At 60.9% G+C, this 20,095-nt stretch carries 19 protein-coding genes; 7 read left to right on the top strand and 12 right to left on the bottom strand.

Annotated features, from left to right (window positions below; genetic code table 11):
- Entirely contained in the window at window positions 1-747 is a 747-nt protein-coding gene (locus QO002_RS23840) for an electron transfer flavoprotein subunit beta/FixA family protein (protein ID WP_307232364.1), read from the top strand.
- Window positions 748-772: 25 nt separating this feature from the next.
- On the top strand, window positions 773-1,696 hold the full coding sequence (locus QO002_RS23835; RefSeq protein ID WP_307234499.1) for an electron transfer flavoprotein subunit alpha/FixB family protein: 924 nt from the start codon (window positions 773-775) through the stop codon (window positions 1,694-1,696).
- Window positions 1,697-1,755: 59 nt separating this feature from the next.
- Here the strand turns inward: QO002_RS23835 and QO002_RS23830 are convergent, their stop codons facing one another.
- Both QO002_RS23830 and QO002_RS23825 read right to left on the bottom strand, forming a co-directional pair.
- Window positions 1,756-2,388 (bottom strand): Vgb family protein, encoded by a 633-nt coding sequence (locus QO002_RS23830; protein ID WP_307234497.1) that lies wholly within the window; start codon window positions 2,386-2,388, stop codon window positions 1,756-1,758.
- Window positions 2,389-2,424: 36 nt separating this feature from the next.
- On the bottom strand, window positions 2,425-3,645 hold the full coding sequence (locus tag QO002_RS23825) for a helix-turn-helix domain-containing protein (RefSeq protein WP_307234496.1): 1,221 nt from the start codon (window positions 3,643-3,645) through the stop codon (window positions 2,425-2,427).
- Between the two features lie 91 nt (window positions 3,646-3,736).
- Between QO002_RS23825 and QO002_RS23820 the strand changes: the two genes are divergently transcribed.
- Together QO002_RS23820 and QO002_RS23815 are read left to right on the top strand one after the other, a co-directional pair.
- The gene (locus tag QO002_RS23820; protein ID WP_307234493.1) at window positions 3,737-4,435 is read left to right on the top strand and encodes a DUF899 domain-containing protein; all 699 of its coding nucleotides are present in this window, start codon (window positions 3,737-3,739) and stop codon (window positions 4,433-4,435) included.
- Window positions 4,436-4,470: 35 nt separating this feature from the next.
- A complete protein-coding gene (locus QO002_RS23815) occupies window positions 4,471-5,694 on the top strand; it encodes an MFS transporter (RefSeq protein ID WP_307234491.1) in 1,224 nt (407 codons plus the stop codon).
- Between the two features lie 36 nt (window positions 5,695-5,730).
- Here QO002_RS23815 and QO002_RS23810 read toward each other — a convergent pair whose 3' ends face one another.
- The 7 genes from QO002_RS23810 to cyoA all read right to left on the bottom strand — a co-directional run bounded on the left by QO002_RS23810 (window position 5,731) and on the right by cyoA (window position 13,650).
- The gene (locus tag QO002_RS23810; protein ID WP_307234489.1) at window positions 5,731-7,443 is read right to left on the bottom strand and encodes a methyl-accepting chemotaxis protein; all 1,713 of its coding nucleotides are present in this window, start codon (window positions 7,441-7,443) and stop codon (window positions 5,731-5,733) included.
- 88 nt (window positions 7,444-7,531) lie between these two features.
- Window positions 7,532-8,554, bottom strand: a complete 1,023-nt coding sequence (locus tag QO002_RS23805) for an LLM class flavin-dependent oxidoreductase (RefSeq protein ID WP_307234486.1) — start codon at window positions 8,552-8,554, stop codon at window positions 7,532-7,534.
- Window positions 8,555-8,649: 95 nt separating this feature from the next.
- A complete protein-coding gene (locus tag QO002_RS23800) occupies window positions 8,650-9,387 on the bottom strand; it encodes an SURF1 family protein (protein WP_370878572.1) in 738 nt (245 codons plus the stop codon).
- A 31-nt stretch (window positions 9,388-9,418) separates the two neighbouring features.
- On the bottom strand, window positions 9,419-9,826 hold the full coding sequence (gene cyoD / locus QO002_RS23795) for a cytochrome o ubiquinol oxidase subunit IV (RefSeq protein ID WP_307234484.1): 408 nt from the start codon (window positions 9,824-9,826) through the stop codon (window positions 9,419-9,421).
- Window positions 9,823-10,446 carry a cytochrome o ubiquinol oxidase subunit III gene (gene cyoC / locus QO002_RS23790; RefSeq protein ID WP_307234482.1) on the bottom strand — a complete coding sequence of 208 codons (624 nt, stop codon included), beginning with the start codon at window positions 10,444-10,446 and terminating at the stop codon, window positions 9,823-9,825. The genes cyoD and cyoC overlap by 4 nt, the downstream gene beginning before the upstream one ends.
- Window position 10,447: 1 nt before the next feature.
- A complete protein-coding gene (cyoB, locus tag QO002_RS23785; RefSeq protein WP_307234480.1) occupies window positions 10,448-12,448 on the bottom strand; it encodes a cytochrome o ubiquinol oxidase subunit I in 2,001 nt (666 codons plus the stop codon).
- A 29-nt stretch (window positions 12,449-12,477) separates the two neighbouring features.
- Window positions 12,478-13,650, bottom strand: coding sequence for a ubiquinol oxidase subunit II (gene cyoA / locus QO002_RS23780; RefSeq protein WP_307234478.1), 1,173 nt, complete (start codon window positions 13,648-13,650; stop codon window positions 12,478-12,480).
- A gap of 307 nt (window positions 13,651-13,957) precedes the next feature.
- Here cyoA and QO002_RS23775 point away from each other — a divergent pair, with 307 nt between their 5' ends.
- Window positions 13,958-15,310 carry an MFS transporter gene (locus QO002_RS23775; protein ID WP_307234476.1) on the top strand — a complete coding sequence of 451 codons (1,353 nt, stop codon included), beginning with the start codon at window positions 13,958-13,960 and terminating at the stop codon, window positions 15,308-15,310.
- A gap of 42 nt (window positions 15,311-15,352) precedes the next feature.
- Here QO002_RS23775 and QO002_RS23770 read toward each other — a convergent pair whose 3' ends face one another.
- Together QO002_RS23770 and QO002_RS23765 are read right to left on the bottom strand one after the other, a co-directional pair.
- Entirely contained in the window at window positions 15,353-16,636 is a 1,284-nt protein-coding gene (locus tag QO002_RS23770) for a CynX/NimT family MFS transporter (RefSeq protein ID WP_307234474.1), read from the bottom strand.
- Window positions 16,633-17,310, bottom strand: coding sequence for a FadR/GntR family transcriptional regulator (locus QO002_RS23765; protein WP_307234472.1), 678 nt, complete (start codon window positions 17,308-17,310; stop codon window positions 16,633-16,635). Before QO002_RS23765 ends, QO002_RS23770 begins: the two co-directional genes overlap by 4 nt.
- A 141-nt stretch (window positions 17,311-17,451) precedes the next feature.
- Between QO002_RS23765 and QO002_RS23760 the strand changes: the two genes are divergently transcribed.
- On the top strand, window positions 17,452-17,874 hold the full coding sequence (locus QO002_RS23760) for a hypothetical protein (protein ID WP_307234470.1): 423 nt from the start codon (window positions 17,452-17,454) through the stop codon (window positions 17,872-17,874).
- 8 nt (window positions 17,875-17,882) lie between these two features.
- On the opposite strand, the gene QO002_RS23755 is transcribed toward QO002_RS23760, so the two are convergent.
- Window positions 17,883-18,914: a LacI family DNA-binding transcriptional regulator gene (locus QO002_RS23755; protein WP_307234468.1), complete on the bottom strand. Its 1,032-nt coding sequence runs from the start codon at window positions 18,912-18,914 to the stop codon at window positions 17,883-17,885.
- Between the two features lie 137 nt (window positions 18,915-19,051).
- Here QO002_RS23755 and QO002_RS23750 point away from each other — a divergent pair, with 137 nt between their 5' ends.
- The gene (locus tag QO002_RS23750) at window positions 19,052-20,086 is read left to right on the top strand and encodes a Gfo/Idh/MocA family protein (protein ID WP_307234465.1); all 1,035 of its coding nucleotides are present in this window, start codon (window positions 19,052-19,054) and stop codon (window positions 20,084-20,086) included.
- The last annotated feature ends 9 nt before the right edge of the window (window positions 20,087-20,095 follow it).

Genomic DNA, 20,095 nt, shown 5'->3' with positions numbered 1-20,095 from the left:
ATGAAAATCTTGGTCACCGTTAAACGTGTCGTCGACTACAACGTGAAGATCCGTGTGAAGCCGGATGGTTCGGGTGTGGAGCTTGCCAATGTGAAGATGTCGATGAACCCGTTCGACGAGATTTCGGTCGAAGAGGCTTTGCGGCTGAAGGAAGCCGGCAAAGCGGACGAGGTTGTCGTCGTGTCGGTCGGTCCGGCGAAGGCTGAAGAGACGCTGCGCACGGCGCTTGCCATGGGTGCCGACCGGGCCATCCTGGTGGAGACCGATGATGCGGTCGAGCCGCTCACTGTGGCCAAGATCGTCAAGGGTGTGGCCGAGGCTGAGCAGCCGGGCCTGATCATCGTCGGCAAGCAGGCGATCGATGACGATAGTAACCAGACCGGCCAGATGCTGTCGGCACTGCTCGGCTGGGCTCAGGGCACCTTCGCTTCGAAGGTCGAGATATCCGATGGCAAGGCAACCGTGACCCGCGAAGTCGATGGTGGCCTGCAGACGATCGACATCAAGCTGCCGGCCGTGGTCACCACCGACCTGCGCCTGAACGAGCCGCGTTATGCGTCGTTGCCGAACATCATGAAGGCCAAGAAGAAGCCGCTCGACAAGAAGACACCGGCTGATTTCGGTGTCGACACGACGGCACGCCTGAAGGTCCTGAAGACCGAGGAGCCGGAAGGCCGCAAGGCCGGCGTCAAGGTGAAGTCCGTCGCCGAGCTCGTTTCGAGCCTGAAGACCGCTGGCGTCCTGTAACCGGAAGATTTGAGGAGATATCACCATGGCCATTCTTCTTCTGGCTGACCACGACACCACCCACCTGTCCGACCAGACCGCCAAGGCGTTGACGGCAGCTTCCCAGATTGGCGGCGACGTCCACATCCTCGTGGCCGGCCCCAGGGCAATCGCCGAACAGGCCGCCAGGCTTGCGGGCGTCGCGAAGGTGCTCGTTGCTGACGATGCCGGTCTTGCCAACAATCTGGCGGAACCGCTCGCAGCGCTGATCGTCTCGCTGTCCGGCAGTTACGACACGATCCTCTCGGCGGCCACCTCGGTCGGCAAGAACGTGCTGCCGCGCGTCGCAGCCCTGCTCGATGTCGCCCAGATCTCCGAGATCACCGAGGTTGTCTCGGCCGATACCTTCAAGCGGCCGATCTATGCCGGCAACGCCATCCAGACGGTTCAGTCCACCGATGCCAAACGAGTGATCACCGTGCGCACCGCCTCCTTCGCTTCGGCTGCGGAAGGTGGTTCGGCTTCGGTCGAGAGCGTCTCGGCGGCTGCCGATCCGGGTCTGTCGACCTTCGTCAAGGATGCGCTGTCGTCGTCGGATCGTCCGGAGCTGACCTCTGCCAAGATCATCATCTCCGGTGGTCGTGCACTCGGTTCGTCGGAGAAGTTCCAGGAAGTGATCCTTCCGGTTGCCGACAAGCTCGGTGCTGCTGTTGGCGCCTCCCGCGCGGCCGTCGATGCGGGCTATGCGCCGAACGACTGGCAAGTCGGGCAGACCGGCAAGGTGGTTGCCCCGCAGCTCTACATCGCCTGCGGCATCTCCGGCGCGATCCAACATCTGGCGGGCATGAAGGACAGTAAAGTCATCGTCGCCATCAACAAGGACGAGGAAGCCCCGATCTTCCAGGTCGCTGACTACGGTCTCGTCGGCGATCTCTTCGTCATCCTGCCGGAGCTTGAGAAGGCAATGTGAGACTGCCATTCGCCGACAGGATGCACCGTCTTCTGATAGCGCGTCCTGTCGGCATGGGTTTACTTCGGTTTGCGAATGGCCCGAACTTTCCCGCTTTTACCGCCGCCGCAGTAGAAGAGGTCCGCCCCGTTTGATTCCAGGCCCGAGACGCCTGTTCCAGGCGGCATGGTGATCTTGTCAAGCACGGCTCCGGTTTCGGGATCGATGTGACGCAGGTCGCTTTCGTCACCATCCCAGGTGCCATGCCAGAGTTCACCATCGACCCAGGTGACACCCGTGACGACGCGGCTGCATTGGATGGTGCGCAGGACAGTTCCCGTCTCCGGATCGATCTGATGGATTTTCTGGCCGCGATACTCGCCGACCCAGAGCGAGCCTTCGGCCCAGGTCAGGCCGGAATCGCCGCCATTGCCTGGGGCGGGGATGGTTGCCAGCACCTGACCGGAGGTGGGGTCGACCTTGTGGATGCGGTCCTCGGCGATCTGGAAGAGGTGCCGGCCATCATAGGCAGTGCCTGCGTGAGCGGCGACCTCCAGCGAGCGCACGGTCTCGCCGCTTTCAGGGTCGAGCGCGTTGATCCTGTCGCCGGAGGCGAACCAGACATTCCTGCCGTCAAAAGTGACCCCATGCACCTGCTCGGTATCCGCAAAGGGGCCATATTCACGATCGATCTGGGCTAATGAGCTTTTCATGTCTTGATCCTCGTTAGAGTGGTTCACCCCTTGACCCTAGTCGCCTGGCAGCGGACCCGGGAGTAACAAGATTGTCGGGAAGGTGGTGAGCGGCGGCGTCATCCACCGGCAGGCCCTTCCACGACCGACGGCCTGCACCTTTCCGGTTGCTGCGAGTTGTTCGAGGGCGCGCTGGACCGTGCGCGGGCTTGCATCCAGCGCAATCGCCAGGGCCGAACTGGCCCATGCCTCGCCATCTGCCAGCAGGGCAAGCACATTGGCATGCTGCTCCTCGACCGGCGGGGCAAGCACCGCAATACGACGGCTTTCATGAGGAACAAGTGCAAAGCCATCTTTCGTGGCGCGAACCTCAGCAACCAGACGAAGGGCAGCGCGAAGGCGCCCGATCTCCACCCGCAGCCGGGCACGATGGGATTCATCCGCATGTTTGGCCCGGAAGGCTCGGGAGAGCAACGCACCACGCGAAGCATCCGCAGGCCATGCCTCGGCAAGGCCCCGAGCGAGGGCAAAGAGGACTGGCCGGGTTGCCAGTGAAACTGTCGTGCTTCCCATCCGCACACCGTTGCGGCACGCGTCGATAACGAGATCGCCGGACGCCAGTAGAGCCTCCACCTCCTCCAGCATCAGAAGGCGATCGCTATCCGCCGCGATAAGCCGAGCCGCGGGTGCATCAAGGGCGCGAGCAGCGTCCTCGATCTCGGCGATCAATGCAGGGATACCGGCTTGGCCGGCAGCATGCCGTGCGCGGGCAAAGGCATTCCGGGCATTCTCGGTCTGCAGGCGACGAACGGCGATGTTGGCGACGACGAGCTCATGGGCCGCTCGCGCCGGTGGTGGCAGCGGGCTTGGATCGAGATCGGCAAGGATGTGCTCGGCCTCGTCGAGATGACCGATCAAAAGCAGCCGCCGGATGGTAAGGTTGCGGGCGTGGGCCGCGTTCATGCGGTCGCCACGCGCTTCGAGGATTGCCCAGGCCGCTTCGAGTGCCTTGACGGGCCAGGAAAGGTCCCGGGATACCAGCGCGATCTCGGCCTCCGCAACAATGCAGCGGGCGCGGGCCACGGCTTCCCGTGGGCTGAAGGCGCGGGCAGCCTGCCGAAGAAGGATCTTGGCTCGGGCGAGGTCGCCGAGTTGCGCCATCGCGATGCCGCGCAAGGCAAGGGCGGCCGCGTCGTCGCGCAAGGCGACCCGCTTCAGGGCGCCGAGAGGATCGCCGGTCGCAAGCGCCCTGGCGGCCGCAGTGATCATCGAGTCCATCGAAATCCCGTCACACTTGTCACTCCCCGTCGTGAGCCGTGAGCCTTTATCTATACCTTCATCCTGAACCGACAACAGAAGGGAGTTTGCGATGCGCAATCAAGCCGTTTCACATAAGGACTGGCTGGCAGCCCGCATGGAGTTACTGGCTGCCGAGAAGGAATTCACTCGGCAGCGCGATGCCTTGACGCAGCAACGGATGGCCATGCCCTGGGAGAAGGTGGAAAAATCCTACAATTTCGAGGGACCGCAGGGTCGGCTTTCGCTTTCCGACCTGTTCGATGGGCGAAGCCAGCTGATCGTCTATCACTTCATGTTCGGGCCGGATTGGGAGGAAGGCTGCAAACACTGCTCTTTCTGGGCCGATAATTTCAACGGCATTCCTGTTCACCTCAATCATCGAGATGTCAGCTTCGTCGCGATCTCGCGTGCACCCCTGGAAAAGATCGAGGCCTACAAGAATCGTCTCGGCTGGAGTTTCCCGTGGGTTTCTTCCGGTGGCAGTGATTTCAATTTCGATTATCATGCTTCCTTCTCGGCGGTGGAACTGGCCGAGGGGAAGGGCTACTACAACTACATGGTCCGGCCGACTTCGGTGTCCGACTTGGTCGGGATCAGCGTTTTCTACAGGAATGACGAGGACGAGGTGTTTCACACCTATTCCTGCTACGGGCGTGGCGTCGAGATGGTCAACGGCACCTATCATTACCTCGATCTCGTGCCCAAGGGCCGCGATGAAGAGAGTTTGCGCTACCCCATGGAATGGGTCCGGCGCAACGATCAGTATTGAACGGTGTCGCGGACGTATCGTGAAGGGAGATGAAAATGATCAATACCGGATATCGTTGGGTGATCGTTGCTGCCGGCGGCCTTCTCGGCTGCCTCGCCATCGGCGCCATGTTTTCGCTGCCCGTGTTTCTCCTGCCGATCTCGCGGGATACCGGCTGGTCGGTGACCGGCGTTTCGAGCGCCATGACCATCGGCTTTCTGGCCATGGCCTTTGCAAGCATCTTCTGGGGCGGCCTTTCGGACCGCTGGGGTCCGCGACCTATCGTGTTTGCCGGATCCGTGTTACTGGCGGTCAGCCTGATGCTGGCCAGCTGGACGACATCCTTGATAGGATTTCAGCTTGTCTTCGGCCTTCTGGTCGGCGTGGCGGCGGCGGCGATCTTCGCGCCGATGATGGCCTGCGTCACCGGCTGGTTCGACACGCATCGCAGCCTTGCCGTCTCGCTCGTTTCGGCCGGCATGGGCATGGCACCGATGACCATGTCGCCTTTTGCCGCCTGGCTGGTTTCCGGCCATGACTGGCGAACATCTATGCAGATCATCGCGATCCTCGTTGCCGTCGTGATGATCCCGGTTTCGCTCCTGGTTCGACGTGCGCCGGCATTGGAGGCGAACGCTCCGGCGGCGGCTAAGAGCGTAAATACCCCGGCAGAGCCGTCGATGTCGTTGGGTGAAGTGCTGAAATCGCCACAGTTCATCATCCTGCTGCTCACCAACTTCTTCTGCTGCGCCACCCATTCCGGGCCGATCTTCCACACGGTGAGTTACGCGATTACCTGTGGCATTCCGATGATCGCAGCCGTCTCGATCTACAGCATCGAGGGGCTGGCCGGCATGGGCGGCCGCGTGGTCTTCGGCCTTCTCGGCGACAGGTTCGGGGCCAAGCACATCCTTGTGCTTGGTCTTCTCGCCCAAGCTTTCGGGGCTCTCGCTTACGTGTTTGCGGGCGGGCTTGGCAGCTTCTATGCGGTCGCTGGTCTCTTCGGCTTCATCTATGCCGGTGTCATGCCGCTCTATGCGGTGATTGCACGGGAAAACTTCCCGCTGAAGATGATGGGCACGGTTATCGGCGGAACGGCCATGGCGGGCAGCCTTGGCATGGCAACCGGACCGCTCGCAGGTGGCCTGATCTACGATACGTTCGCAAGCTATACGTGGCTTTATGTCGGTTCCTGGGGCATCGGGCTCGGCGCATTCCTGATCGCGCTAACCTTCAAACCCATCCCGAAGAGCCGCATGGCAGTGGCTGCCGCTGCCTGATGTTGTCGCTGCCTCCGGCCACCGGGGCAGGTCGGTTCAGGCCGCCCTGCTTCGGTGATCGTCACGAGGGACGGACGCGCCGGTTTCGCGAATGGTGCGCCGACGGTTCAGCTTGAAGTGGTTTACCAGTTCTGCCAGCTTGGCTGCGCCGGTTGCCAGTTCCTGGCTGATATCAGTGGTCCTTTCGACCATGCCGGCGTTCTGCTGTGTCATCCGGTCGATTTGCAGCAGAGCGTCGTTGATGTCGGACAAGCCGCTCGACTGTTCGAGTGCGGCCGAAGCGAGCGCGCCCATATTGTCATCGATCGTCGCCACGAACCGTTCGATCTCCGTCAGAGCCGTCCCGGTCTCGTCGACGAGGCGCACGCCCTCGTTGACCTCGTGCCCGGATTTTTCGATCAACCCCTTGATTTCCTTTGCGGCCTTTGCCGAACGTTGCGCAAGCTCGCGCACTTCCTGGGCGACGACGGCAAAGCCTTTGCCGGCTTCGCCAGCACGCGCTGCCTCGACGCCTGCATTGAGCGCCAACAGGTTGGTCTGGAAGGCGATATCGTCGATGACACCGATGATCTGGCCGATTTCGCTTGACGCGGTTTCGATGCGCTGCATGGCCGTGATTGTTTCGCGGACGACAGCAGCGGAGGCAGAGGCGGATTGCCTGGCGCTCTGCACCAGTTCGCGTGTCTGCTGGGTGTTCTGGGTCGAGGACTGCACGGTGCCGGTGACCTGCTCCAGAGCCGAGGAGGTCTGTTCCAGCGAGGCGGCCTGCTCCTTGGTTCGGTCCGCAAGCTCGCGAGCGGCCTCCCGCATTTCCTGGCTGCTGCCGTTCAGAATGTTGGTCTGGTTCAGAACATTGACAAGGGTCGCCTGAAACTCGCCGATCGCGATGTTGAAGTCGCGGCGCAACACTTCGAATTCGCCGGTAAAAGGCTCGTCGATCGTCTGGCGGATGTTGCATTCCGAAAGCCGGGCAAGACCGGCGCCGAGTTCCTTCACGGCTTTCAGACGCTCTGTGACATCCGTGGCGAACTTCACTACCTTGAACACACGACCTGCGTCGTCGAAGATCGGATTGTAGGAGGCCTGGATATAGACGGGTGTTCCATCCTTCGCGACGCGGACGAATTCGTCGGCTACGAACTTTCCGCTACCGAGTTCCGACCAGAAGCGTTGATAGGCTGGGCTACGGGCATAATCCGCATCACAGAAGATTGCATGATGCTTGCCGACGATCTCGGCGAGGCCATAGCCGAGCGTCGTCAGGAAGTTTTCGTTGGCGGTGATGATCTCGCCTGTCGGCGTAAATTCGATGATCGCCTGCGCGCGCGAAAGGGCTTCGAGCTTGCCCCGGTCCTCGGCGCTCTTCATACGGATTGCGGTGATATCGGTCGCGAACTTGACCACCTTGAAAGGCTTCCTGCCTCGGAAGATCGGGTTGTAGGTTGCCTCGATCCAGATCTCGCGGCCACCCTTGGCAAGGCGCTTGTATTGGCGCTGATCGTACTCACCTTCAGCCAGGCGCTTCCAGAAGGCAGCATAGTCCGCCGAGGCTGCCTCCGCAGGGTCGACGAACATGCGGTGATGCTCGCCGACGATCTCGGACAGCTCGTAGCCGATCGCCTTGCAGAAGTTTTCGTTAGCCGTCAGAATCTTGCCGTTGAGATCGAATTCGATGATCGCCTGTGACCGGTTGAGAGCTTCAAGCACGGCCGAATTGGAAAAGGAAAGTCTCGAAAACGGCCCGGCCATCGTTCGCCCCGAAATATGATTAAAGGAATGAACGGTAACGTACTGAACGGACGGTAAATTTTCGATAAATGTGATTTATCGTCGCCAATTATCTCCAGCCGAGCGCTGGCGCGACCTGGGTGAGGATCGCCTCGATGACGTGGGCGTTGTAGTCGACGCCGAGCTGGTTGGGTACGGTCAGCAGCAGCGTATCTGCCTCGGCGATCGCCTCGTCTTCCTTCAGTTGATTGATGAGGGCGTCAGGTTCAGCCGCATAGCTTCGTCCGAAGATGGCGCGGGTGTTTTCATCAATGAAGCCGATCTTGTCCTCTGCCTCCGAGCGATCACCGAAATACATGCGGTCGCGATCATCGACGAGCGCGAAGATGCTGCGGCTGACGGAGACACGCGGCGTGCGTTCATGACCGGCCTCCTTCCAGGCTTCGCGGTAGGCGCGAATCTGATCGGCTTGCTGGACGTGGAAGGGCTCGCCCGTTTCGTCGTCCTTGAGCGTGGAACTCTGCAGGTTCATGCCGAGTTTCGCGGCCCAGACAGCGGTTGCATTCGAGCTGGCTCCCCACCAGATGCGCTCGCGCAGGCCCGGTGCATGGGGCTCGAGGCGCAACAGGCCGGGCGGATTGGGAAACATCGGTCTCGGGTTCGGACGGGCGAAACCTTCGCCCCGCAGCGTGTCGAGGAAGACTTCGGCATGTCGGCGGGCCATGTCGGCTTCCGTCTTGCCCTCCTCCGGCTGGTATCCGAAGTAGCGCCAGCCATCGATCACCTGCTCTGGGGAGCCGCGGCTGATGCCAAGCTGCAGGCGTCCGCCCGAAATCAGGTCGGCTGCACCGGCATCTTCGGCCATGTAGAGCGGGTTTTCGTAGCGCATGTCGATGACGCCCGTGCCGATCTCGATACGGCTCGTCCTGGCGCCAACTGCGGCGAGCAACGGAAACGGCGAAGCCAGCTGGCGGGCGAAGTGGTGGACACGGAAATAGGCGCCGTCGGCACCAAGCTCTTCCGCAGCGACAGCAAGATCGATGGACTGCAGCAGTGCATCTCCGGCAGAGCGGGTGCCGGACTGGGGGGAGGGTGACCAGTGGCCGAAGGAGAGGAAACCGATTTTCTTCATGACTGTTTCGCCTCATATGCTGAAACCGTAGACGGTTGCTTCATCGCACGAACGCTTGACGAAACATAGCGCGGCGGTGGCGACAGACTGTTTCCTTAAACGAGCCGCTTGCGGCGCAGGACCACGGTCGCTGCAATGGTCATCGCCGCCAGCGCATACCAGGTGAAGATATAGGCGAGATGGTTGTTGCGGAAACGCACGATAGTCAGGCCGCCGACTGGATAGCCGCCGGGATTGGCGGTGCTGTCGGCATCAATGAAATAAGGTGCAACGCGCGAAAGCCCCTGGGTTTCGGCTATCGCTGCGATATCGCGGGAATACCATCGGTTGCCGGCTGGATCGTTCGAGCGCAGGAAGGCGCCGCCGGGCTCGCTGAGGCGCAGAAGGCCGGTGACGGTTAAATCCCCCGTCGGCGCTTTGCTGCGCGTTGTCGGATCGCGGCGGTCAGGTGGGACGAACCCGCGGTTGATCAGGATCGTCGTGCCATCTGACCGGGTGAGCGGCGTGACGACCCAGAAGCCGGCGCCCAGTTCCGTCACAGCCTGCACGAGGATTTCCTTGTCCTGCAACAGACGGCCGGATGCGGCGACATGGCGATATTCCTGCTCGACGGGATCAAAGCCTTGCCACTCCGTCTCGGCGGGTGGCGGCACGGCTGCTGCGTTTACCCGCGCTTCGACGCGTTGGATAAGGTCCAGCTTCCAGAACAGCCGCTGTACCTGCCAGGTGCCGAGCGCCAGAAAGACCAGCGTCAGCAGAAGCATGCCGGCAATGAAGAGCCCGCTACCTTGCCTGGCAGACGCCTCCATGGAAGCGCCTGCGTGATCAGGCATATCGGGATGTCCGCTCACGATATCAGCCCCGTCAGGGCATATTCTTCATCATCTCCGGCGACATCGGCATCATGTTGGTGTTGAGGTGATGCATGACCCATAGCGAACCGGCGAGCGTGATGGCGACGAGGACGAGCGTGAAGATCAACGCCATCATCGTCCAGCCACCTTCCGACCGCGGGTTCATGTGCAGGAAGTAGATCATGTGGACGACAATCTGCACAACCGCGAACCCCATGACGAGGAAGGCGGTAAGCAGCTTGCTGTCGAAGACGCCGCCCATGACCAGCCAGAAGGGAATGGCGGTCAGGATGACCGACAGGACGAAGCCGATCATGTAGCTCTTGAACGTGCCGTGGCCGGCTTCATGGCCGTGGCTGTGGGCATGGTGGGTATCCGAAGCGCTCTCGTGGGCGGGGGCGTGGTTGTTCGAGCTCATCCGAGAACTCCCATCAGATAGACAAAGGAGAAGACGCCGATCCAGACGACGTCGAGGAAGTGCCAGAACATCGACAGACACATCAGGCGGCGGCGGTTTTCCGGGATCAGGCCGCGCTTGCCGACCTGAACCATCAGCGTGACCAGCCAGATGATGCCGAAGGTGACGTGCAGGCCATGGGTGCCGACCAGCGTGAAGAAGGACGATAGGAATGCGCTGCGCTGTGGACCTGCACCTTCATGGATCAGATGCGTGAATTCATAGAGCTCGAGGCCGAGGAAGGCGAGACCGAAGAGGCCGGTGATAGCGAGCCAGAACAGCGTTTCCGCCTTGGCGTTTCGCTCCATCTGCAGCATCGCAAAGCCATAGGTGATGGAGGAGAACAGCAGCATCGCGGTGTTGATCGCCACCAGCGACAGGTCGAACAGATCGGCCGGTGACGGGCCGGCCGCATAGTTTCGGCCGAGTACGCCATAGGTGGCAAATAGCGCTGCGAAGATCAGGCAGTCGCTCATCAGATAAAGCCAGAAGCCCAGATTGGTGCTGCCTTCCGGGTGATGATCTTCCTTCAGGTAGAAGACCGGCTTTTCGCTTGTCTGCGCGTGGATGTCGTGTGCCATGTCAGGTCCGCTCCGCGAGCAGCTTCGAGCGCGCATCTTCCGTTGCGGAAACGGTTTCTGCGGGGATGTAGAAGTCGCGGTTGTAGTTGAAGGTATGGCCGATCGCGACGGCGATGAGACCAACGAAGGAGACGATCGCCAGCCACCAGATGTACCAGATCATCGCAAAGGCAAAGGCGATGCTGATGGCAGCAAGGATGACCCCGGTGCCGGTGCTCTTGGGCATATGGATTGGCCGGAAGCCGATTAGCGGGCGCTCATAGCCGCGGTTCTTCATGTCGTACCAGCTGTCATGATCGTGCACGACCGGCGTGAAGGCGAAGTTATACTCCGGCGGCGGCGAGGACGTCGACCATTCCAGAGTACGGCCATCCCACGGATCGCCGCTGTCGCAACGCAGCTGGTCGCGCTTAAGGAAACTGACGACGAGCTGGATGACCAGGGAGGCGATGCCGAGCGCGATCAGGCCCGCGCCGAAGGCTGCGATCACGAACCAGATCTGCAGCGACGGGTCTTCGAACTGGGAGACGCGACGGGTGACGCCCATCAGGCCGAGCACATAGAGCGGCATGAAGGCGAAGAAGAAGCCGATCTGCCAGAACCAGAAGGTCATCTTGCCCCAGAAGTCATCGAGCTTGTAGCCGAAGGCCTTGGGCCACCAGTAGACAATGCCCGCCATCAGCCCGAACAGCACGCCGCCGATGATGACGTTGTGGAAGTGGGCGATGAGGAACAGCGAATTGTGCAGCACGAAATCTGCCGGCGGAACGGCGAGCAGAACGCCGGTCATGCCGCCGATGACGAAGGTCACCATGAAGCCGATCGTCCAGTACATCGGCAGTTCGTAGCGGATGCGGCCGCGATACATGGTGAAGAGCCAGTTGAACATCTTGGCTCCTGTCGGGATCGAGATGATCATGGTGGTGATGCCGAAGAAGGCGTTCACCGAGGCGCCCGAGCCCATCGTGAAGAAGTGGTGTAGCCACACGAGGTAGGAAAGGATCATGATAACGCACGTTGCGTAGACCATCGACGCATAGCCGAACAGGCGCTTGCCGCAGAAGGTTGCGACCACCTCGGAGAAGATGCCGAAGGCCGGCAGCACGAGGATGTAGACTTCCGGGTGGCCCCAGATCCAGATGAGGTTGATGTACATCATCGGGTTGCCGCCGAGGTCGTTCGTGAAGAAGTTCGTGCCGGCGTAACGGTCAAGGGTCAGAAGGGCGAGCGTCGCAGTCAGGATCGGGAAGGTGGCGACGATCAGGATGTTGGTGCAGAGCGAGGTCCAGGTGAAGACCGGCATCTTCATGAAGGTCATTCCCGGCGCGCGCATCTTGACGATGGTGGCGATCAGGTTGATGCCCGAAAGTGTCGTTCCGACACCGGCGACCTGCAGGCCCCAGATATAATAGTCGACCCCGACGCCGGGACTGTAGTCCGAGCCTGAGAGCGGCGGATAGGCGAGCCAGCCCGTACGCGCGAACTCGCCGATGAACAGCGACATCATGATGACGATCGCGCCGGCCGTCGTCATCCAGAACGAGAAGTTGTTGAGGAACGGGAAGGAAACGTCACGCGCGCCGATCTGCAACGGCACGACATAGTTCATGAAGCCCGTGACGAATGGCATTGCCACGAAGAAGATCATGATCACGCCATGGGCGGTGAAAATCTGGTCGTAATGGTGAGGGTTGAGATACCCTTCCGAGCCATTGAAGGCGATCGCCTGCTGGATGCGCATCATGATGGCGTCGGCAAAGCCGCGCAGCAGCATGATCAGCGCCAGGATGATGTACATGATGCCGATCTTCTTGTGATCGACGGATGTAAACCATTCGTTCCAGAGATAGGCCCAGAGCTTGAAATAGGTGATCAGGCCGAGAACCGCGATGCCGCCGATCGCGACAGCGAAAAACGTCACGATGACGATGGGCTCGTGCGGGATCGCTTCAAGCGATAGCCGACCGAAGAGAAGTTGTGTCCAAGAAGTGGTGCCGAACATGGGTCTGTCCAAAGTCCTAAAGTGCGGCCTTACGGCTGCGTGCTGCCGTTGGTGTTGAGCTGCGCGGGAGCCGCGCCGCCCTGATCATCCATGGGCATCGAGTGGCCCTGGTGCATATCGTGATTCATCTGGTCCTCGCCAGATGCGCCGCCTTCGATGCCTTCGGCCGGTTCTTCGCTGCGGGCCGGGTTGCCGGTGGCAGGAACCGTCGCTGCCGGTGCCTCGTCGTTTTCATGGCGGCTGTCATATTCCAGCTTGGCCTTGTTTTCGTGGCTTTCGACACCGCCGCCGCCCATCATGTCGATGTGCATCATCTCGCTCATGCACATCTTGCCGGGATGGGCACACATGTTGAGGATCGAGGTATAGAGGCCGTCATCGACGGTGGCGTAGTAGTGGACCGGTTCCTTGATGCTCGGTTTTTCGAGCTTCAGGTAGGCATCGCGGTTCAGCGCGGTGCCCTGCGACTTCACGCGGGCGGCCCATTCCTCAAAACCCTGCTGTGTCAGGCCGTGGAACTTGAAGCGCATGTGGGAGAAGCCGTCGCCGGAATAGTTGGCGGAGAGACCCTCGAATTCGCCTTCCTTGTTGATCACGGCATGCAGCTTCGTTTCCATGCCGGGCATGGCATAGATCATGCCGGCGAGCGCCGGAACATAGAAGGAATTCATGACCGAAGATGCGGTGATCTTGAAGTTGATCGGCACATCCACCGGGGCTGCCATCTCGTTGACCGTGGCAATGCCGTAGTCAGGATAGAAGAACAGCCACTTCCAGTCGAGCGCGACAACCTCGACATTGATCGGCTTCATTTCCGGGGTCACCGGCCGGCTGACGTTGATACGATCGAGTGGCCGGTAGGGGTCGAGCTTGTGGGTGCTGATCCAGGTCACGGCGCCGAGCGCGATGATGATCGCCAGCGGCGCAGACCAGATGATGACTTCAAGCCGCGTGGAATGATGCCATTCGGGATCGTACTTCGCCGCCTTGTTGGAGCCGCGATAGTGCCAGGCGAAATACAGCGTGAGGAAGATCACGGGAATGATGATCAGCAGCATCAAAACGGTGGAGACAACGATGAGGTCTCTCTGCTGCGTCGCAATATCACCGGATGGCGACATCACCACGAGATCGCAGCCGCCAAGCAGCAACAAAGGCAGGAGAACGAACAGTCGTCCGGCGGATTTCACAAGATTGGGCATTTCGAGCTCGAAATTTGAGTCTGTTAGACGTGCACTAATCGCTGCGATGCCCATACAGGAATGAGGTGGTTCGTCGCACTGCAACAATGTGTCGCACTGCAACACGAAACCTTTGCGCCGTATTGGGCTATATCCGCAGCCAATGAAACATGCGTCGCGCGATATGCCAACCCGGAAATTCAACGGAAATGGCCGCTTTCGTGACAATGCAATACTGGAACTCAGCTTTTTGCAGTTGATCGCTTGATCTTCATGACGGGTTGATCAACATTTCGCATATCGGCGCTTGCCGCCAGGAGGATTATTTATGAGTACGGTCGCAAACCCCTCATCGTCCGTTCTTGAGAAAGATGCGCGCAGCCTGCACGACGACAAGCCGGTTTCCGCTGGCAACATCGCCATCGGCGTGATCATCGGCCGCATGTCGGAATTCTTCGATTTCTTCGTCTACGGCCTCGCATCCGTTCTGGTTTTCCCGCGGCTGATTTTCCCCTTTATCACCGATCCGGTCTCTGCGACGCTTGCTTCGTTTGCGATTTTCCCGCTTGCCTTCCTTGCGCGTCCGGTCGGTTCTTTCGTCTTCATGTGGGTCGACCGCAATTATGGTCGCGGAACGAAGCTGACGATCGCGCTTTTCATCCTTGGCGGCTCAACGGCCTCCATCGCCTTCCTCCCGGGCTATGAAACCATTGGTCTATGGTCCGTCGCGCTCCTTGCGCTGTTCCGGTTGGGGCAAGGTTTCGCCCTCGGCGGCGCCTGGGATGGTCTTGCTTCGCTGTTGAACCTGTCGGCACCGGCAAACCGTCGTGGCTGGTATGCGATGATCCCGCAGCTCGGTGCGCCGATCGGCTTTGCGCTGGCAAGCAGCCTGTTCGGGTTTTTCGTCTCCAATCTTTCCGATGCGGATTTTCTTTCCTGGGGCTGGCGCTATCCGTTCTTCGTGGCCTTCGCGATCAATGTCGTGGCTCTGTTTGCTCGTCTTCGCATCGTGGCAAGCCACGAGTTCGGCGAAGCGTTGGAAAACAAGGAGCTGGAGGCCCGCCCGGTTTTTGAAATGCTGAGTAAGCATGCGCATGACGTCGTGCTGGGTGCCTTTGCCCCGCTGGCGAGCTTTGCGATGTTCCACCTCGTCACGATCTTCCCCTTGAGCTGGGTCACGCTCTATGGCGGCCAAACGGCAGCGCAGTTTCTCTGGGTGCAGGTGGCCGGTGCGGCCGTCGGTCTCGTTGCGATCGTGCTTTCTGGCATACTGGCTGATAAAATCGGGCGTCGCCGCCAGCTGATGCTGGGCGCCGTCATCATCGCGATCTTCTCGTTTACTGCGCCCTTCCTGCTTGATGCCGGTCGCACGGGGCAGGATGCCTTCATCATCATCGGCTTCGGTATTCTCGGCCTGTCGTTCGGTCAGGCATCCGGCGCCGTCTCGTCGCGCTTCGGGCAATACTACCGCTATACAGGTGCTGCTCTCACTTCCGACCTCGCATGGCTGGTCGGGGCGGCCTTCGCACCGCTGGTGGCGCTCGGTCTCGCCAGCAGCTTCGGCATCATCTTCATCGGCGGTTATCTGATTTCCGGCGCGATCGTGTCGCTGATTGCTCTCAGCGTTACCCGCGCGCTGGATGCGAATAGCGAGCCCGGCCCGGCCGGTTCTAACAAGTAAGATCGGTTCTTCAAGCGGCGGCCTGTGCCGCCGCATTTGCCATCAGGCGTCGAGAGTTCGCGCATTCACATGCGTTGCGCGACCGGCCTTCCAGCCGTTGTAGGCTGCACCCAATCCCAGCAGGACGAATAATACGGCGCACCATGCAAAACTTCCCGTAACGCCACGGATCGTGCCGACGACCAGCGGGCCGATGGCGGCGAGCAGGTATCCGACGCATTGCGCCATGCCGGAAAGATGAGCTGCGACGTGGCTATCGCGCGAGCGCAACACGATCGCCATCATCGCGACGGCGATAAGCCCGCCCTGGCCGATGCCCTGCAGCACCGCCCAGACCCATACGCTCCCGAGCGGAGCAAAGAGCAGGCCGAGAAGCGCGACAACGGCGAAGGCGCAGAGCGTGACGTTGATGATGCGCTGGTCGCGGCCATGCACCGCGATATGCGGCACCACGAGGCACGATGCGGCCTGAACCATGACCGAGAGTGAGACGATGCCGCCAGCGGTTATGCCGTCAAGGCCGCGTTCGCGCAGGATAGGGACCAGCCAGCCGAAGACGCAATAGGCAAGCGCCGACTGCAGGCCCATGAACAGGGTGACATTCCACGCAAGCCTGTCGCGCCAAAGGCCTTCGACCCGCTTGCCACTCTGCTTTGCGCCGCTGTTGCGGGCGAGCACTTGCGGCAGCCATATCAATCCAACGATGACGGCCGGGACAGCCCAGATCGCCAGTGCCGCCTGCGTCGATCCGCCGAACGTGTGTTCGATCGGCAATGTCAACCCGGCGGCGCTTGCCGCACCGGCGCAGAGCGCCATCGTATAGGCCCCGGTCATCAGGGCAGCGCGGTCGGAAAAGTCGCGTTTGACGAGGCCGGGCAGCAGCACGTTGCCAACGGCGATGCAAGCTCCGGCAACGGCCGTTCCGAGGAACAACAACGGAATGGACGAAAAGCCGCGCAACGCCGTCCCGAGTGCCAGGAGAAAGATCATGCCGAGCAGCGTGCGTTCGGGACCGAAGCGCTGCGCGAGCCGCGGTGCAAGCGGCGAAAAGGCCCCGAGGCAGACGACCGGCAGGGTCGTGAGCAGGCTTGCTCCGAGCGGCGACAGGCCGAGGCCCGAGCGGATTTCCGGCAGAAGGGCCGAGGCGCTGGAGAAGAGCGGACGCAGATTGAATGCGATCATCACAAGGCTCAGGCCCAGAAGCACCCGCATCGCGGTGCTCTGGCTCGACACGGTTTGAGGAAGGGGCTGCATCTCGACTTCGGTTTCGATCGCCTCTTCGATGTCCTTCAGAACGTGGCTTGCCCGCGACGGCTGGGCGCTCATGATGCGAGCATCCGGTTCAGGGACGAGATGACTGGAGCCATGAAACGGCGAACGGCGGCGTCCGCCTTTTCTGGATCGCCAGTCTCGATGGCGTCGATGATATCGGCATGTGCCTGCATGTCCGGTTCTGGAATATCCTTGCCGAGCGTCGCCTCGATCGTCTCAGTGATCGAGGAAGAGAAGAAGTCGTAGATCTCGATCATGGCGCGGTTGCGGGAGGCGGCGATTATAGCCTTGTGAAAGGCAAGGTCGCGGGCGACGAAACCCTCGGCATCACCACCCTCGTAGTTTCCGCGTGCGGCCAGAAGCGCACGAAGACGGGCGATGATATCAGGTGTTGGCCGCCGGCAAGCGAGCCGCGCGGCTTCCACATCGAGCGCGCAGCGTGCTTCGAACTGATCGAGCAGGCTGGCGCGACGGGCCATGAGCAGCGGACGCTTCGTGTCGGTGGTCGAGAGCACATAGGTGCCTGATCCCTGCCGTGTCTCAAGATAGCCCTGCGAGGCCAGCACGCGCACGGCCTCGCGGATGGTACCGCGGCTGACGGAGAGCATGTCGCTCAATCCGGCTTCGTTCGGCAGCTTTTCGCCGAGGGACCAACGCTTTGCGATGATTTCCTGCCGTATGGCTTCCACCGCCGTATCCGCAAGATTGGTTCGTTCAAGGGCTTGCATAGACTACTCATAAAGTCATCAGATGACTTTATGAGTAGTCGTCGCGGCGGAATAGGTCAAGCGGAAGTTCGTCTGATGCCATCGTTTCGGCGTCTTCGCTTTCTTTTCTCATGGCGCTTGATTCAGAAGGGAGGGGCGGCCATGTCGAAAGCCACGCAACTTGTCGCGACCGTGTTTGCCAGTTTCGCACTGGCATTGCTCGCCGCCACGCAAGGGGCTGCTCAGGAAGAATTTTCCGGCCGTCCTGGGCTAACAGGTCCGGAGGGAACGCCCGCGGAGATCGCAACCTGCGACAATCTTCGTCAAGTGGTGAAGGGCTTCAAGCCGGTTCCCTATGAGCGCGTGGATCTATGGATATCCGGCCCGTTGACGATCCTTCACACCGACAGGGTGCTCTGGTATCTCGCCGTCTGCTCCGAGCCGGGCATCCGCGTGATGTGCGTCACCTATTCCGACAACGGTATGAAACTTGGCGAAAGGGTCGTGCTCGCTGGCGCTATGAATATCCAGGATCCGAAGCATATCGTGCTCGATCCTTGTCTCGCCTCCCGCGAAGACGAATAGGATTGGTCCTAACCCAGCGTAAACTCATCGCTTTCGCCGGCAACCAACTCCATCGGCCAGAGAAAGCGTTGCGGACGGTTGGGGTAGAGACTGGCATAGGCAGGCATGGTCGCCAGCAGGGATTCGGCAAGCGAGATGCCGAGATCGCGCAGCGAAAGGCTGAAGCAGGTAAGCCGCGGCGACAGGAACTGCGAATGCGGACTCTTGCGGCCGATGACGGCGATGTCTTTGCCGGGACGGAGGCCGGCTTCCTCCATGCCGCGATAGAACCCGATGGTGATGGATTCATTGACGAGCAGGATCGCCGTCGGGCGTTCCTTGCAGGCTAGGAGATCGCGGGCGATCTGGTAGCCGCCGGCCTGATTTGGTGTCGAGCGGAAGACGTGACCGTCGTCGAGCGTCAGGCCATGACGGGCGAGCGCTTCGCGGCAGCGATCGACGAAGACGTAACCAAGGTTCATGTCGTCATGCGGGCGGGTGACCGCGATATGGCGATGGCCATGGGCGACGAGCCGGTCGATCGAAGTCTCGGCCATGCCCTCGAAATCCAGATCGACCCAAGGTTGGCCGACATCGGAAAGGCTACGGCCAAGGGTGATGAACGGGATCTTGTGCCTGTCCAGCAACTCGAAGCGCTTGTCGTGGCGGCGGGTGGCAGAGAGGATGATGCCATCGGCAAAGCCGCGCGCCACCACGCGCTTCAGATAATCGTTCGGGTCTTCTTCGGACGAGCAGAGCAGAACCATCAGGTCAAGCTTGTGACGCGCAAAGACAGTCTGCACCCCGTCGAACACGCTCATGAAGAAGGTGTCGCCCTGTCCGGTGATTTCGGTGCCGGTCTGCATCATGAAGGCGATGACGCCGGTCGAGCCCTTGCGCAGCGCGCGGCCGGACTGGTTGGCGACATAGCCAAGTGATTCTGCCGCCTCCAGAACCCGCCGGCGCGTCTCTTCATTGACATCGGGCTTGCCGTTCAGGGCGCGGGAAACGGTTCCGATCGAGATATCGAGGTGCTCCGCAAGCCGGCGAATTCCCTTCATTTTCCCCGCTTCCTCCATGGCCATTCTCCAGGCCTTCATGGACCCTATTGACATAAAAGTGCTTTGCCGCATAGTATCGTAAACGTTTACGGAAGCCAGTCGAGGAGTTTCTGGCCCCCGTTCGCAGGAGGAAATCAGTGACATACAAGGCCGTTTTGTGCGGATGCGGAGCTATGGCCAAAGGGTGGCTCAAGGCTCTCGCGGAAACCCCCAGTCTGAAGGAAGCCGTCACAATCGTCGGCCTCGTCGATCTCGATCGCGCGACCGCTGAGGTACGTGCCGCAGAATTTGGTTTGGCCGATGCGGTGATTGGCACAGATCTCGTGGCCGTGCTTTCGGAGACGAAGGCCGATCTTCTGTTCGATATCGTCATCCCCGCCGCGCGCCGTTCGGTCGTCGCGGCTGGTCTCGCCCATGGTTGCCACGTGCTGAGCGAAAAGCCGATGGCGGCTTCTCTCGAGGAAGCGCGCGAGCTTCGTGCGCTTGCCGAACAGTCCGGCCGTCTGCACGCCGTCGTCCAGAACCGCCGCTTCATATCAGGCGTTCGCCGCATCCGCCGTCTGATCGAGGAGGGTACGCTTGGTGAGTTGACCGGCCTCCACTGCGATTTCTTCCTCGGGCCGCACTTCGGTGGCTTCCGCGAGCAGATGGACAATGTGCTGCTGCTCGACATGGCGATCCACACTTTTGATGCCGCGCGCTTCATGTCGGGCAAGGACCCGCAGGCGGTCTATTGCCACGAGAGCAATCCGGCCGGCTCCTGGTATCGCCACGGGGCTTCCGCCAACGCCATCTTCGAATTTTCCGACGGCGTGGTCTTCACCTATCGCGGCTCCTGGTGCGCCGAGGGGGCGCCGACCAGTTGGGAAAGCGCCTGGCGCATCACGGGCACGAAAGGCTCGCTCGTCTGGGATGGCGCCGATCGTTTCGAGGCCAATGTTGTTGCGGGCGAGGATGGCTTCTTCCGGCCGATCGAACCGGCCGCTGTGCCCGAGGTCGCAAGCGAGGCTGATACCCACGGCCATGCCAGCGTCATCGAGAGTTTCATTTCGGCCATTCGCGCCGGCACCAAGCCGGAAACGGACGGCAGCGACAATATCAAGAGCCTTGCCATGGTTTTCGGCGCAATCGACAGCGCCCGGGACCGCAAGCGCGTCACCATAGCAGCATAGGAATAAGCG

Origin of the sequence: Pararhizobium capsulatum DSM 1112 (assembly GCF_030814475.1) — a bacterium.
Classification (GTDB): domain Bacteria; phylum Pseudomonadota; class Alphaproteobacteria; order Rhizobiales; family Rhizobiaceae; genus Pararhizobium; species Pararhizobium capsulatum.
This window is presented reverse-complemented; position numbering and strand designations above follow the sequence as displayed.